General features: G+C 56.8%; 15 protein-coding genes. 7 read left to right on the top strand and 8 right to left on the bottom strand.

What is annotated here, in order from left to right:
• Window positions 1-5 precede the first annotated feature (5 nt).
• Both AAC076_RS12435 and uca read left to right on the top strand, forming a co-directional pair.
• Window positions 6-641, top strand: coding sequence for an urea amidolyase associated protein UAAP2 (locus tag AAC076_RS12435; RefSeq protein WP_339846100.1), 636 nt, complete (start codon window positions 6-8; stop codon window positions 639-641).
• Window positions 642-737: 96 nt separating this feature from the next.
• A complete protein-coding gene (gene uca, locus AAC076_RS12430) occupies window positions 738-4,340 on the top strand; it encodes an urea carboxylase (protein WP_339846098.1) in 3,603 nt (1,200 codons plus the stop codon).
• A gap of 27 nt (window positions 4,341-4,367) precedes the next feature.
• Here uca and rsmI read toward each other — a convergent pair whose 3' ends face one another.
• Window positions 4,368-5,219, bottom strand: coding sequence for a 16S rRNA (cytidine(1402)-2'-O)-methyltransferase (gene rsmI / locus AAC076_RS12425; protein ID WP_339846096.1), 852 nt, complete (start codon window positions 5,217-5,219; stop codon window positions 4,368-4,370).
• On the opposite strand from rsmI, the gene AAC076_RS12420 reads away from it, so the two are divergent.
• The 5 genes from AAC076_RS12420 to AAC076_RS12400 are packed head-to-tail and all read left to right on the top strand — an operon-like array spanning window position 5,218 to window position 8,736.
• Window positions 5,218-5,358 carry a hypothetical protein gene (locus tag AAC076_RS12420; protein ID WP_339846094.1) on the top strand — a complete coding sequence of 47 codons (141 nt, stop codon included), beginning with the start codon at window positions 5,218-5,220 and terminating at the stop codon, window positions 5,356-5,358. The genes rsmI and AAC076_RS12420 overlap by 2 nt on opposite strands.
• Window positions 5,359-5,370: 12 nt before the next feature.
• Window positions 5,371-7,194 (top strand): penicillin-binding protein activator, encoded by a 1,824-nt coding sequence (locus AAC076_RS12415; RefSeq protein ID WP_339846091.1) that lies wholly within the window; start codon window positions 5,371-5,373, stop codon window positions 7,192-7,194.
• Between the two features lie 5 nt (window positions 7,195-7,199).
• On the top strand, window positions 7,200-7,565 hold the full coding sequence (locus AAC076_RS12410) for a YraN family protein (RefSeq protein ID WP_339846215.1): 366 nt from the start codon (window positions 7,200-7,202) through the stop codon (window positions 7,563-7,565).
• Window positions 7,566-7,579: 14 nt separating this feature from the next.
• Window positions 7,580-8,173 (top strand): phosphoheptose isomerase, encoded by a 594-nt coding sequence (locus tag AAC076_RS12405; RefSeq protein ID WP_339846087.1) that lies wholly within the window; start codon window positions 7,580-7,582, stop codon window positions 8,171-8,173.
• Complete coding sequence (locus AAC076_RS12400) at window positions 8,170-8,736, top strand: BON domain-containing protein (RefSeq protein ID WP_339846085.1); 567 nt, start codon at window positions 8,170-8,172, stop codon at window positions 8,734-8,736. Before AAC076_RS12405 ends, AAC076_RS12400 begins: the two co-directional genes overlap by 4 nt.
• Before the next feature lie 73 nt (window positions 8,737-8,809).
• Here AAC076_RS12400 and AAC076_RS12395 read toward each other — a convergent pair whose 3' ends face one another.
• From AAC076_RS12395 to rplM, 7 genes are all read right to left on the bottom strand, one after another.
• Window positions 8,810-9,223, bottom strand: coding sequence for a ClpXP protease specificity-enhancing factor (locus AAC076_RS12395; protein WP_339846213.1), 414 nt, complete (start codon window positions 9,221-9,223; stop codon window positions 8,810-8,812).
• A 50-nt stretch (window positions 9,224-9,273) separates the two neighbouring features.
• Window positions 9,274-9,903, bottom strand: coding sequence for a glutathione S-transferase N-terminal domain-containing protein (locus AAC076_RS12390; RefSeq protein ID WP_339846082.1), 630 nt, complete (start codon window positions 9,901-9,903; stop codon window positions 9,274-9,276).
• 174 nt (window positions 9,904-10,077) lie between these two features.
• Window positions 10,078-10,860 carry a cytochrome c1 gene (locus AAC076_RS12385; RefSeq protein ID WP_339846079.1) on the bottom strand — a complete coding sequence of 261 codons (783 nt, stop codon included), beginning with the start codon at window positions 10,858-10,860 and terminating at the stop codon, window positions 10,078-10,080.
• Window positions 10,860-12,083 (bottom strand): cytochrome bc complex cytochrome b subunit, encoded by a 1,224-nt coding sequence (locus AAC076_RS12380; RefSeq protein WP_339846076.1) that lies wholly within the window; start codon window positions 12,081-12,083, stop codon window positions 10,860-10,862. Before AAC076_RS12380 ends, AAC076_RS12385 begins: the two co-directional genes overlap by 1 nt.
• Window positions 12,083-12,676, bottom strand: a complete 594-nt coding sequence (gene petA / locus AAC076_RS12375) for a ubiquinol-cytochrome c reductase iron-sulfur subunit (RefSeq protein WP_339846074.1) — start codon at window positions 12,674-12,676, stop codon at window positions 12,083-12,085. Before petA ends, AAC076_RS12380 begins: the two co-directional genes overlap by 1 nt.
• A gap of 265 nt (window positions 12,677-12,941) precedes the next feature.
• Window positions 12,942-13,334 carry a 30S ribosomal protein S9 gene (rpsI, locus tag AAC076_RS12370; RefSeq protein ID WP_150278111.1) on the bottom strand — a complete coding sequence of 131 codons (393 nt, stop codon included), beginning with the start codon at window positions 13,332-13,334 and terminating at the stop codon, window positions 12,942-12,944.
• 12 nt (window positions 13,335-13,346) lie between these two features.
• Complete coding sequence (gene rplM / locus AAC076_RS12365) at window positions 13,347-13,775, bottom strand: 50S ribosomal protein L13 (RefSeq protein WP_339846211.1); 429 nt, start codon at window positions 13,773-13,775, stop codon at window positions 13,347-13,349.
• Between the last annotated feature and the right edge of the window lie 37 nt (window positions 13,776-13,812).

Raw genomic sequence — 13,812 nt, 5'->3', positions numbered from 1 at the left:
CAACCATGTCATTGACCCACAGCGACAAGACTGCCGATACCGCCAGCCACAAGGCCACTGTTGGCGCGGGCGAGCCCTTCATGCTCGACATCAAAACCGGTCAGACCCTGCGTCTGCACGATCTGGAAGGCAACCAGGCAGTCGATACCCTGTTCTACAGCGCCAGCAACCCCCGCGAGCGTTATGACGTGCAACGCACCCTGCGCAAACAGAACAGCGTGTATCTGACCACCAACAGCGTGCTCTACAGCAATCTGGGCAAACCGATGCTGACCATTACAGCCGACACCTGCGGCCGCCACGACACACTCGGCGGTGCCTGCGCCCAGGAAAGCAATACTGTGCGCTACGCACTCAACACGCGCTACATGCACAGCTGTCGCGACAACTTTCTACGTGCCTGCCTGCATGATGGCAGGCTCGGCAAGGCTGACATCAGCGCCAATATCAATTTCTTCATGAACGTGCCGGTGACCCCCGAGGGCGGCCTGACATTCGAAGACGGCATATCCGGTGCCGGCAAGTATGTAGAACTGATCGCCCATATGGACATCATCGTGCTGATCTCCAACTGCCCGCAGCTGAACAATCCCTGTAACGGCTATAACCCGACACCGGCCCAGGTGCTGGTCTGGGACTGAAGAGCCGAAAGCTGGTTAAAAACTTGCTGCCGCAGGGACGACCCCGCGGAGTACAGAATGGATAACCCAGGACGACCTGGCCGAGGAATATCCAAGATGTTCGATACATTACTGATAGCCAACCGCGGTGCCATTGCCTGCCGGATCCTGCGAACCCTCAACGACCTCGAGGTCAAGGGTATAGCCGTCTACTCCGAAGCCGATGCGGCCAGTCTGCACATTCAACAGGCTGATCAGGCAATCTCCCTTGGTGAGGGTGGCGCCACCGGCACTTACCTGGACGTGGACAAGATTCTGGCTGCGGCTAAACAGAGCGGCGCGACAGCCATCCACCCCGGCTATGGTTTTCTGTCTGAGAATGCTGCGTTTGCGGAGGCCAGTGAAGCCGCGGGCATTGCTTTCGTTGGCCCGACGCCCGAGCAATTACGTGTCTTCGGCCTGAAGCACACCGCACGGTCTCTCGCCAAGGAGCATGGCGTACCCATGCTCGAAGGTACCGACCTGCTCGACAGTCTGGAGTCGGCACTGGATGCCGCCGAACAGGTTGGTTACCCGGTCATGCTCAAGAGCACCGCAGGCGGTGGTGGTATCGGCATGCGTGTGTGTTACACCGCAGTGGAGTTGAGCGAAGCCTTTGAGACGGTCAAGCGCCTCGGCCAGAACAACTTCAGCGATGCGGGTGTATTCATCGAAAAATACATCCAGCGCGCTCGTCATCTGGAAGTACAGGTTTTTGGTGACGGTCAGGGCGAGGTTCTGGCCCTGGGCGTGCGCGACTGCTCAGTGCAACGCCGTAACCAGAAGGTTATCGAAGAAACCCCCGCACCCAACCTGCCTGAAGGCATGGCAGAAGCGCTTTGTGAGGCGGCCATCCGCCTGGCCAGTGCCGTGCGCTATCGCAGCGCTGGCACGGTCGAGTTCGTCTATGACAGCGAGGCTGCGCAATTCTACTTTCTCGAGGTCAATACCCGTCTGCAGGTCGAACATGGCGTAACAGAACAGGTCTGGGGTGTGGATCTGGTGAGCTGGATGATCCAGTTGGCCGCGGGCGACCTACCCCCGCTCTCCGAGCTTGGTGCCAACCTCAGCGCCAAGGGCCATGCCATACAGGCTAGAGTATATGCCGAAGACCCAGGCAGGGACTTCCAGCCCTGCCCCGGACTGCTTACCGCGGTCAGCTTCCCAGCCGCAGATGGTCAGGCATTGCGTATAGACAGCTGGGTAGAGGCCGGCTGCGAAATTCCGCCCTACTTCGACCCGATGATAGCCAAGATCATCTGTTGGGAACCCACCCGCGAGCAGGCCAGCACCGCCTTGCATACCGCCCTTGGCGATACCCTGCTGTATGGCGTGGAGACCAACCGTGATTACCTGCGTCAGATACTCACCTTCACACCCTTCGCTACGGGCGAGCCCTGGACACGCTGCCTGGATGACCTGACCTACCATGCCAGTACCTTTGAAGTGATCAGTGGCGGCACCCAGACCACGGTGCAGGACTTTCCCGGCCGTCTGGGTTACTGGTCGGTAGGCGTCCCGCCCTCCGGGCCCATGGATAATCTGGCTTTGCAGCTGGGCAACCGTCTGCTGGGCAATGCACAGGACGCCGCCGGCCTGGAAATCACCATGAGCGGCCCCACTCTCATGTTCAATACTGACGCCGTGGTTGCCGTCACCGGAGCCGATATACCGGTAATGCTCGACGGCATTGAACACCCGATGCACACCTGCCTGTGGGTGAAAGCCGGCACCCAACTGAGCATTGGTACCATCGCAGGGTCGGGAGCACGCAGCTACCTGAGCATCCGCGGCGGAATTCAGCTGCCCGACTATCTGGGTAGCAAAAGCACATTTACCCTGGGCCAGTTTGGTGGACATACCGGTCGCGCCCTGCGCGCTGGCGACGTATTGCACCTGGAAACGCTCACTGACAGCCACTGTGGCAGCGTACTACCATCCAGCTTACGCATAGAGCTACCAGAGGTACGTGAGGTACGCGTTATCTACGGCCCCCATGCCGCACCTGAATACTTTACCGAAAACTATATGCAGTGCTTCCTGGAAACCGAATGGGAAGTGCACTTCAACTCCAGCCGCACCGGTGTGCGTCTTATCGGACCGCGGCCGGAGTGGGTACGCGAGGACGGCGGTGAAGCTGGCCTGCATCCCTCCAATATTCACGACAACCCCTACGCCATAGGCGCAGTGGACTTCACCGGCGACATGCCTGTGATCCTGGGGCCCGACGGCCCCAGTCTTGGTGGCTTTGTTTGCCCGGTAACCATTATTGAGGCGGACCTGTGGCACATGGGCCAACTCAAGGCCGGCGATCGTATTCGTTTTGTCCCGGTCAGTCTGGAAACCGCGCGTGAGCTGGCTACTTCGCGCCAGAAGGATATCGCGCAGCTGAGTGCGCACTGCCCGGCATCGAGCACCTCGATCACCCCCGAGTCACCCATTGTTCTCGACATTGGTGATGAAGATACCCGGCTGGTCGCCAGATTATCAGGTGACACCCACCTGCTCCTGGAGATTGGCCAGCCAGAGCTTAATCTGGTGTTACGCTTCCGTGGGCATGCCCTGATGCAATCCCTGGAGGCGTTGCAGCTGGACGGCGTTCACGACCTGACGCCGGGAATCCGCTCGTTGCAAGTACACTACCAACCCGAAACCCTGTCGATCGACCGGCTGTTACGGGTCGTGGAGGACGCGTGGGAGGACGTGTGCCAAACGCGCGATCTAAAGGTACCCTCTCGCATAGTGCACCTGCCCCTGTCATGGGATGACCCAGCATGCCAACTGGCCATCGAAAAATACATGACCACCGTGCGCAAGGATGCACCCTGGTGTCCAAGCAACCTGGAGTTCATTCGCCGAATCAACGACCTGCCAAACCTGGACGAGGTGTACCGCACCGTGTTCGAGGCCAGCTACCTGGTCATGGGTCTAGGCGACGTCTATCTGGGTGCCCCGGTAGCCACTCCGCTGGATCCAAGACACCGCCTCGTTACCACCAAATACAACCCGGCACGCACCTGGACAGCAGAAAATTCGGTTGGCATCGGTGGGGCCTATATGTGCGTTTATGGCATGGAAGGACCAGGCGGCTATCAGTTCGTAGGCCGCACTTTGCAGATGTGGAATCGCTACAGGGAAGTTGAAGCCTTTGGCGGGCAGCCCTGGCTGCTCAGATTCTTCGATCAGATTCGCTTCTATCCAGTCACCGCCGACGAGCTAACGCAGATCCGCCGGGACTTTCCGTTGGGACGCCACACTCTCGATATAGAGGAAACCGAACTGCATCTGAATGAGTATCAGTCTTTTCTGGAGCAGGAAGCCGACAGCATCCAGGCTTTCCGCACCCATCAAAAGGCTGCTTTCAATGCCGAGCGGGAACGCTGGATTGCCAACGGACAGGCCGATTACTCCAGTGAAGAGCCAACCGCAGACACGGGCATCGATTTGCCCTTACAGGCTGGGCAGCAGGGAGTAGAAAGTCATATAGCCGGCAATCTGTGGCAGGTTCAAGTCGCTGAAGGCGCCCAGGTCAAGGCGGGTGACGTGTTGGTAATACTCGAGTCCATGAAAATGGAGATCCCCCTGCTTGCGCCCTGCGACGGGGTGGTTGCCTCCGTGCACGTCCAGCCGGGTTCACCGGTAAAAGCCGGCCAGCGAGTCATGGTTCTGGAGGCGGATTAGCCTGGTAAAAGGGTCAGGCCGTGATGTTTACTTCGCGGCCTTGCCCAAGGCAATCTGATAAAGCCTGTTTTTCTTCTGTCCGGTTATCCTGGCAGCCAGCGCCGAGGCCTGCTTTACCGGCAATTCCTCGAGCAGCAAATCGAGCACCCGTTCGGCTTCAGGATCCAGCCCCTCGTCCTCATTGCGTGGTGGCATCGCTTCAACCACCAGCACGCACTCTCCACGCTGCTGATCGCTATCGGCCCGCACCCACTCGACCAGCTCGGAAATGGGCGCACCCCGGATGGTCTCGAAGGTCTTGGTCAATTCCCTGGCCAGCACAACCTGTCGCTGCGGCCCAAGGATATCCAGCATATCTTCCAGGCACTCGAGCAACCGATGCGGCGCTTCGTAAAGCATCCAGGTTCGAGGCTCGCTGGACAAGGCCTGCAGACGCTGACGACGACCGCTGGCTTTTGCCGGAAGGAACCCTTCGAATGCAAAGCGGTCAGAAGGCAGGCCTGCGGCACTCAGCGCCGCGACCAGAGCACAGGGCCCAGGCACAGGACAAACCCGCACACCGGCTTCCCGAGCGGCACGGACAAGATGGTAGCCGGGATCGGAAATCAACGGTGTACCTGCGTCCGAGATCAGCGCCATATCTTCACCGGCGAGCATGCGCTCTACCAGCCTGGCGCTCTTGTCGCGCTCGTTATGGTCATGGCAGGCCGTAGTGGGTGTCGAAATACCGAAATGTTGGAGCAGGCGGCCGCTGTGACGGGTATCCTCTGCAGCAATAAGTCCGACGTTAGCAAGCACCTCCAGCGCCCGCGGAGTCATGTCCTGAAGGTTGCCGATGGGGGTGGCAACAATGAAAAGCGTACCGGTAGATGTGGCCATGACAAATCTCGATCAAGGTGTGGTCACTATTGTACAGGACGTGATCCAGTACATGGCGCGAGCCCTGCCCCTTGGTTACAATGCTGCAGATAACTTCTGCAAGAAATCCAACGGGACACATCACGTGTCCCTTGCGTAAGGATACCGCTGCATGCCCTGCAATAAACGCCTGCCAATACTGTCGTTGGCACTCGCCGTGCTGGTTGTCGGCTGCGCCAGTCCACCCCAGAGTCTCAGCGAGCTTCCGCGCACGCCACAGGCATCCGCAGAAAAAATACTCGCCGATGCAGACAAGTATTCCGGGGCTGAAGCCAATCTATTGCGTCTTTACGCGGCGCAGGCAGCAAGCGACGCTGACCGGCCGGAGCAGGTCCTGTCGATTCTCCAGCGTGTACCGCAAAGCGAACTGCCACTGGATCAGCAGGTACGGTTCAGCACACTCCAGGCCCGAAGCGCCCTTGCGCTAAAAAGACCGGAAATGGCCCTGCGTGCCCTGCGGCACCCCTCCATGAGCCAGATCGATAGCCTGCCGCTGACTGATCAGGTCGCAATCCAGCGCCTGCGCGTGTTGGCCTTGGGTGCTACCGGGGAGCCTCTTAAAGCCGCCCGTGAGCGTGTATTCATGCATGGTGTCTTATCCGGCGGTGAGCGTAACGCGAACCTTTTGGCTATCTGGGACAACCTGCAGCAAGTGCCAACAGCGGAGCTTACAAAAGCAGCAGAGAGTGCCGACGGCGAGCTGCGCAGCTGGATTGAGCTGGCTCTGATCCAACGGGAATTTCGTAATATCGATCTACAGGTGCAAGCAATCAAGGCATGGAAAGAGCAGAACAGCGCCCATCCCGCCGCACAACCACTCCCGGACTCCATTCAGCAGTTGCTGGAGCTACACGCCAGCCGCCCCCAGCACATAGCCCTGTTATTGCCCTTCGAAGGGCCACTGGCCAGCGCTGCAGAAGCACTGCGCGATGGCTTCCTGGCCGCCCAATACCAGGCTCAGAGCAAGGGGCTGGATCAACCCCGAGTCAGCCTGTATGACAGTACCGCCTACGCCAACCTTGATCAGTTCTATGCCCAGGCCGTCGCTGACGGCGTCGAGTGGGTGATCGGCCCGCTGGATCGCGAGCGCGTGGGTCGCCTAGCAACGCGCAGTTCTCTGCCAATACCCACCCTGGCCCTGAACTATGCAGAGCGGGAAGGTCCCTATCCACAGGGCCTGTTTCAGTTCGGCCTGGCACCCGAGGACGAAGCTCGCTCAGCAGCCATGCAGGCCTGGGAGCAGGGTCATCGGCAGATGGGCGCACTGCACACAACCACCGACTGGGGTGTTCGGGCCTATGAGTCGTTCCGACGTACTTGGGAAGAAATGGGCGGCGTTCTGGTAGGTCGCGTGGTGATTGACCAGCCGGCAGAGATTTCTGGCCAGATTGCCGATCTGTTGCAGATACGTCAGAGCGAACAGCGAGGACAGCGTGTTTCCAGAGCGCTCGACGGCAACGTTGTGGTCCAACCTACACCGCGCCAGGATCTTGATGCCCTGTTTATCGCCGTCAATCCTCAACAGGCCCGCCAGATCAAACCTACCCTGGCATTCCAGTACGCTGCTGACCTGCCGGTCTTCGCAACCTCCCATGTATACCAGGTGGGTTTTGATGGACAGCAAAATGCCGATATGGATGGCATAGTGGTTGCCGAGATCCCATGGCTACTGACCCGTGAAGATGCACTTTACAGTCAGGTCACCAACAATTGGCCCCAAGCACAGGGTCCGCTGGGTCGCCTGTATGCCATGGGCATCGATGCTCAACGCATTTTTTCGCGCCTGCCACAGATGCAGCAATTTTCCAGCACCCGAGTTGATGGCGCCACGGGCGAGCTCACCTTGTCCCCCGATGGTCGCATCCAACGCCAGCTAAGCTGGGGAGTAATGGAGCGCGGACAACTATCTGCCACCTCCTCCGTCCGGGTGCAATGAGCGAACTGACCGAAAAACAGAAGCTCGGTAACCAGGCCGAGCGCCAGTCCGAACAATTGCTGCTGAACGCTGGAATGCGCCTGTTGGCGCGCAATTATCGTTGCAAGATGGGTGAGCTTGATCTGGTCATGCGTCACGCCGATACAGTAGTATTCGTCGAGGTGCGTTACCGACGCAGCAGTCGCTGGGGCAACGCGGTAGAGAGCATTGACTGGCGCAAGCAAAAGCGAGTGATCGCGGCGGCGCAGCATTATCTGCTGACCCATCCCCACCTGGCTGATAAACCCTGCCGTTTCGACGTCGTAACCGCACACGGCAATCCCGCCGATCCAGGTTCCTACAACTGGATCCGTGAAGCATTCACCTGCTAGCGAGTCATCTTTCTATGGATATGCAGCACCGTATTAGGCAACTGTTCACCGACAGTATCGAAACCAAGACCCGTGCCATGGAGGTGCTTGGACCGAGTATCGAGCAGGCCAGTCAGCTAATGGTCAATAGTCTTCTCAACGAGGGCAAGATCCTGACCTGCGGTAACGGCGGCTCTGCCGGTGACGCGCAGCATTTTTCTTCAGAACTGCTCAACCGTTTCGAACGCGAGCGTCCCAGTCTGCCAGCCCTGGCGTTGACTACCGACAGCTCGACCATCACTTCGATCGCTAACGACTACAGTTACGATGAGATATTTTCCAAGCAGATCCGCGCCCTGGGTCAGCCCGGCGACGTTCTGCTGGCAATATCGACCAGCGGCAATTCCGGCAACGTACTGCAAGCCATTCAGGCAGCCCATGACCGCGACATGCTGGTAGTAGCCCTCACTGGACGTGACGGCGGCGCCATGGCGTCACTACTGCTTCCGGAAGATTCCGAGATCCGTGTTCCAGCCCGCTCCACCGCTCGCATTCAAGAGGTGCACCTGCTGGCCATTCATTGCCTGTGTGATCTTATAGACCGTCAACTTTTCGGGAGTGAAGAATGAAGACTGCTTTATGTCTGTTGCTGGTTGTATCACTCGCCGGCTGCAGCTCCGTCTTGACCGCCACACGCGACACACCCATTGAAAGCAACAAGGGTACCCGTACCTTCGGCAGTACCATTGACGACCAATTGATCGAAACAAAGACCAACGTCAATATCGCCAAATCCAATATCGAGCTGGAACGAGATGCACGGTTCTCTGTTACCAGTTACAACGGCGTTGTCCTGCTCGCTGGACAGGTACCCCGGCAGGAACTAAAGGACCTGGCTGGGTCAGTGGCCCAGCGTGTGCAACGGGTGAAGGTGGTACATAATGAGTTGACTGTAGGCCCCCCTCTGCCGCTATTGGCACGTAACAATGACGCCCTGATCAGTACCAGCGCCAAGGCACGACTGCTCGCTGACAGCGCGATCCCAGGCCGCCGAATCAAGGTGACAACTGAAGCGGGTATTGTTTACCTGCAGGGTCTGGTGCGCCGGGCTGAGGCCGATCTGGCAGTAAGTACTGTCCAGCAGGTAGGTGGTGTGCAGCGGATCGTCAAACTGTTTGAATATATAGACTGAACTGAAACTTTCAGGGCAACAAAAAACCCGGACCCACTTGCGTGAATGGTCCGGGTTTTTTGTGCTCCTATAACTACTTGACGACTTTTAAAGCAGGCCTCTTGGCCTTTTCCTTTTTGGAAGCGTCGGCACTGGGTGCTGCATCGCCTTCAGAATCGTCAGTCGGCGGAACTGGCGAGGGCTCGACTTCAAACACCATTCCCTGACCATTCTCGCGTGCATAAATAGCCATGACCGCCAGGGCAGGAATCCAGACCTGCTGAGCTACGCCGCCGAAACGACCGTCAAAAGTAATCCTGTCATTATCCATCTCCAAATGCCGAATCGCATTGGGAGAAAGATTGAGTACTATCTGACCAGCTTCAACAAAAGCATCCGGAACGCTGGTCTGCGGATACTGGGCGTTGACGAGCACATAGGGAGTGCAGCCGTTGTCCAGTATCCATTCGTATAGCGAGCGTACCAAATAGGGTCGGCTTGAGCTCATCTGAGCCATGCGGGCCTCCTTCGGGGGGACACTGTTGGGATATGTGGGTGTTACTGCATTTCCTTTTCAGCAGCCGACAGGCTCGCCAAAAAGCCCTCACGCTGGAAAATCCTGTCCATGTAATCCTGCAGCGGCTTGGCCTGCTTGGGTAATTCAACTCCCAGGATAGGCAAACGCCACAATATCGGGGCAATACAACAATCAACCAGGCTGAACTCCTCGCTCATGAAGTAAGGCATCTCGGCAAAGACCGGTGCGACCCCGATCAAGCTCTCGCGCAACTCCTTGCGGGCCTTGGTAGCCGCTGCAGCAGGCGTTTTGGGATTACTGATGGCATCAACCAGACCACACCAGTCACGCTGTACGCGAAACATCAGCAGACGGGTATTGGCGCGTGCGACCGGGTACACGGGGAGCAATGGCGGATGCGGGAAACGCTCGTCCAGGTACTCCATCATGATGTTTGGCTCATAGAGCACAAGATCCCTGTCCAGCAGCGTGGGAACGGTGTTGTAAGGGTTGTTCTCCGCCAGTTCTTCCGGATGGTTATCGGGCTCGACGTTGATAACGTCGACGGTCACACCCTTTTCTGCCAGCACGATTCGTACACGGTGACAGTAATGATCATTAGGATCGGAGAAAAAAGCCATCGAAGAACGCTTGTTGGCGGTAACGCCCATAAATCAACCCTCATCCTGTAGCGGACTGCGGTAACAACAGATCACGCGAATGCGTGTGCATGAAAAAAGCAGGCCGATCAAAATGGCCTGCGATTACTTAATAAGTAGGGATTATACCCCAGAAACAAGAGCGCGCCCCAAAGGGCGCGCTGATTTGATCAACGAATCCGCTAATCAGTGAATATCTCTCCAATATTCACGCTTGAGCAAATAGGCGAATACAAAGAAGAACGCCAGATACAGCAACACATATGTACCAATACGATGACGCTCAAGCTTGATCGGATCACCCGAGTAAGCCAGAAACGCCGTCAGGTTGCGTATGGTGGTATCGAATTCTTCTTCGCTTTGCACACCAGTGCCTTCGACAACGGTGAGCACGTCACATTGCTTGTCCATTACGGTATCACCAGTGAGCGGGTCTTTCTGGACTTTACCGTCTACCTTCACAGGCATGGCCTTGCAGCCAATAACCTGACGACCCTGCAGTTCTTCCAGGACGTTCGGCATGGCCGAGTTCGGGAATACCTTGTTGTTGACGCCAACTGGGCGCTCCGGATCAATGTAGAAGGTTTTGAGGTAGGTATAAATCCAGTCCTCACCGCGCACCCGGGCAACGTTGGTCAGGTCAGGCGGAGCAACACCAAGCCAACGCTTGGAGTCCTCCGGGCGCATACCGATTTTCATGTGTTCACCGATAAGGGCTGACGCAGGGAAAACCATATTATCCATCATAAGGTCGTCGGGAATCCCTAGGTCATTGGCTACACGCTCGTAACGCTGATACTGAGTGGAATGACAGCCCATGCAGTAGTTAACGAACGTACGCGCTCCATCCTGCAGTGAAGCCTTGTCCCTCAAATCGATATTAGCTGATTCAAGTGGAACGCTAGTAGCAGCCGCCATGACGACCGAGGGCACAAGGGCAAATACCAGTGCAATCAATTGCTTTTTCATTAGCCAGTGACCCTCTCTGGAACGGGTTTAGTCTTCTCCATGCGAGTGTAAAACGGCATCAGCAGGAAGAAGGCGAAATACAGTACGGTACAGATCTGTGACAGCAATGTGCGGAAGTCGGTACCTGGGATTGCACCCAAAATCCCCAGAATCACGAAGGAGATGCAAAATACGACTAGCGCAACCTTGCTCATCCAGCCCTTGTAGCGGATAGAGCGGACCGGACTGCGGTCAAGCCAGGGCAGCACGAACAGTACGGCAATTGCAGCACCCATCGCCAGAACGCCCGGGAATGCCGAGCCACCGATGGCCGGAACCGCCCGCAGGATGGCGTAGAAGGGCGTGAAATACCACACAGGGGCAATGTGGTCAGGCGTTTTCAACTGATTGGCTACTTCGAAGTTGGGATGTTCAAGAAAGAAGCCACCCATCTCCGGGAAGAAGAACACCACAATGCAGAAGACGAACAGGAAGACCACTACACCGACAATATCCTTGACCGTGTAATAAGGGTGGAACGCGATGCCGTCCAGCGGCTTGCCGTTCTCATCCTTGTGCTTCTTGATGTCGATACCGTCAGGATTGTTGGAACCTACTTCGTGCAGCGCGATGATGTGCAACACAACCAGACCCAGCAATACGATCGGTAGCGCAATCACGTGCAGCGCGAAGAAGCGGTTCAGTGTGATACCGGAAATCAGGTAGTCACCCCGAACCCACTGGGCCAGATCAGGACCAATGAACGGGATCGCACCAAACAGCGAGATAATCACCTGCGCACCCCAGTAGGACATCTGTCCCCAAGGCAACAGATAGCCCATGAACGCCTCACCCATCAACACCAGGTAGATGGTCATACCGAACAGCCAGATCAGTTCGCGGGGCTTCTGGTATGAGCCATACATGATACCGCGCAGCATGTGCAGATAGATCACCGCAAAGAACGCTGACGCGCCAGTTGAGTGCATATAACGCAGCAGCCAGCCGTAATCGACATCACGCATGATGTATTCGATAGACGCAAACGCGCCCGCAGCGGATGGCTCGTAGCTCATGGTCAGCCAGATGCCGGTGATGATCTGGTTAACCAGTACCAGCATGGCCAGGGAGCCAAAGAAATAAAAGAAGTTGAAGTTCTTGGGCGCGTAGTACTTGGTCAGGTGATCTTCGACCACCCTGTTGACCGACATACGCTCATTGATCCAGTTATTCAGCTTACCCATCAGACAGTCTCCGGATCCAGGCCGATGATAATGACATCATCGGACTCATAGTTATGGGGAGGAACCGGCAAGTTCAGTGGCGCCGGCTGGCCCCGGAATACCCGACCCGACATGTCATAACGTGAGCTATGGCACGGGCAGAAGTAACCGCCCTTCCACTCAGCGCCCATGTCAGCCGATGCGACTTCCGGGCGAAACAGCGGAGAGCATCCAAGGTGGGTGCAAATCCCCATCACGACCAGAACTTCCGGCTTGATGGAGCGAGCAATACCTTCCACGTAGTCAGGCTGCGACGCGGCTTCGGACTGTGGGTCAGCCACCCGGTCATTCATTTCCTCAAGCGTCTTCAGTGCTTCCTGGGTGCGTCTGGAGACAAACACTGGCTGACCACGCCATTCGGCAACGATCTGCTGACCGGCCTCGAGCTTGCTTACGTTTACCTTGACCGGCGCGCCAGCCGCTTTGGCCCTCGCGCTCGGGAACCACGATCCAACGAAGGGTACTGCTACCCCCACGGCTCCGGCTGCACCCACAACACTTGTGGCTGCTACCAGGAAGCGACGCCGGCCGTTGTTTACGCCGTCATTACTCATCCAGTCGTCTCCCATCTCAGCTAATTCAGGCTTTTAAGAGCCCTTTTAAGAGTTTTTATCCGCTTGCACAAAATGAAACCGATGTTAATGAAAAACCCCTTTTTTGACAAGGTGAACTATCACTAAACCATCCTGCGCCACTGTCTCAAACCTTCGAATTATGGGACGTTGCGGGCTGTACGCCGCCTTAGCGGCATTTTGTCGCACAAACAAAAACGCCCGGCTCCATAAGGATACCGGGCGCTCTCGAGATAAGTCTTGCGACTTAACGCTTGGAGTACTGAGGACGCTTACGCGCTTTACGCAGACCCACTTTCTTACGTTCAACTTCACGAGCGTCACGTGTGACAAAGCCCGCTTTACGCAGCACGCCACGCAGAGTCTCGTCATATTCCATCAGGGCACGTGTAATGCCGTGACGAATCGCGCCTGCCTGACCTGTAGTACCGCCACCTTTAACGGTAACGAACACGTCAAACTTGGAGACGTTCTCGGTCAGTTCCAGCGGCTGGCGTACAACCATGCGCGCTGTTTCACGACCAAAGAAGTTCTCGATGGTGCGGCTGTTGATCTGGATGTTGCCATTGCCCGGACGCAGGAACACGCGAGCGGTGGCAGTTTTACGACGGCCAGTACCGTAGTTTTGTGTCGCCGACATAGTGAGCTCCTGTTAGAACTTGAGTTCTTGGGGTTGTTGGGCCGCATGGGGATGAACTGCACCTTTGTACACTTTCATCTTGCGGTACATTGCACGCCCCAAGGGGTTTTTCGGCAACATGCCTTTTACGGCAGACTCAATGATGCGCTCTGGAGCGCGAATCACGAGCTTGTCAAAACTGATCGACTTGATACCGCCCGGAAAACCGGAGTGGCTGTAGTAGATCTTGTCCTGTGCCTTTTTACCGGTCACATGTACTTTCTCGGCATTGACGATGACGATGTAATCGCCGGTGTCCACGTGCGGAGTGTACTCGGGCTTATGCTTGCCGCGCAGACGGGTGGCAACTTCGGTAGCCAGACGACCCAAGGTCAGTCCGGTTGCGTCTACTATGTACCAATCGCGTTTTACGCTTTCAGGTTTGGCGCTGAAGGTTTTCATTAATCCTAGCCTCAGAGGCCGCTCTAATAATAAGAGG

The sequence above is a fragment of the uncultured Halopseudomonas sp. genome (genome assembly GCF_963977355.1).
Taxonomy (GTDB): domain Bacteria; phylum Pseudomonadota; class Gammaproteobacteria; order Pseudomonadales; family Pseudomonadaceae; genus Halopseudomonas.
Note: the sequence above shows the minus strand (reverse complement) of the source record. Positions and strands in the feature narration are given on the sequence as shown.

What these genes read in the sequence shown, in the direction of transcription:
- AAC076_RS12435 (WP_339846100.1), top strand. Translation starts at nt 6, where the DNA reads ATGTCATTGACCCACAGCGACAAGACTGCCGATACCGCCAGCCACAAG.
- uca (WP_339846098.1), top strand. Translation starts at nt 738, where the DNA reads ATGTTCGATACATTACTGATAGCCAACCGCGGTGCCATTGCCTGCCGG.
- AAC076_RS12420 (WP_339846094.1), top strand. Translation starts at nt 5,218, where the DNA reads ATGACAAATCTCGATCAAGGTGTGGTCACTATTGTACAGGACGTGATC.
- rsmI (WP_339846096.1), bottom strand. Translation starts at nt 5,219, where the DNA reads ATGGCCACATCTACCGGTACGCTTTTCATTGTTGCCACCCCCATCGGC.
- AAC076_RS12415 (WP_339846091.1), top strand. Translation starts at nt 5,371, where the DNA reads ATGCCCTGCAATAAACGCCTGCCAATACTGTCGTTGGCACTCGCCGTG.
- AAC076_RS12405 (WP_339846087.1), top strand. Translation starts at nt 7,580, where the DNA reads ATGGATATGCAGCACCGTATTAGGCAACTGTTCACCGACAGTATCGAA.
- AAC076_RS12400 (WP_339846085.1), top strand. Translation starts at nt 8,170, where the DNA reads ATGAAGACTGCTTTATGTCTGTTGCTGGTTGTATCACTCGCCGGCTGC.
- AAC076_RS12395 (WP_339846213.1), bottom strand. Translation starts at nt 9,223, where the DNA reads ATGAGCTCAAGCCGACCCTATTTGGTACGCTCGCTATACGAATGGATA.
- AAC076_RS12390 (WP_339846082.1), bottom strand. Translation starts at nt 9,903, where the DNA reads ATGGGCGTTACCGCCAACAAGCGTTCTTCGATGGCTTTTTTCTCCGAT.
- AAC076_RS12385 (WP_339846079.1), bottom strand. Translation starts at nt 10,860, where the DNA reads ATGAAAAAGCAATTGATTGCACTGGTATTTGCCCTTGTGCCCTCGGTC.
- AAC076_RS12380 (WP_339846076.1), bottom strand. Translation starts at nt 12,083, where the DNA reads ATGGGTAAGCTGAATAACTGGATCAATGAGCGTATGTCGGTCAACAGG.
- petA (WP_339846074.1), bottom strand. Translation starts at nt 12,676, where the DNA reads ATGAGTAATGACGGCGTAAACAACGGCCGGCGTCGCTTCCTGGTAGCA.
- rpsI (WP_150278111.1), bottom strand. Translation starts at nt 13,334, where the DNA reads ATGTCGGCGACACAAAACTACGGTACTGGCCGTCGTAAAACTGCCACC.
- rplM (WP_339846211.1), bottom strand. Translation starts at nt 13,775, where the DNA reads ATGAAAACCTTCAGCGCCAAACCTGAAAGCGTAAAACGCGATTGGTAC.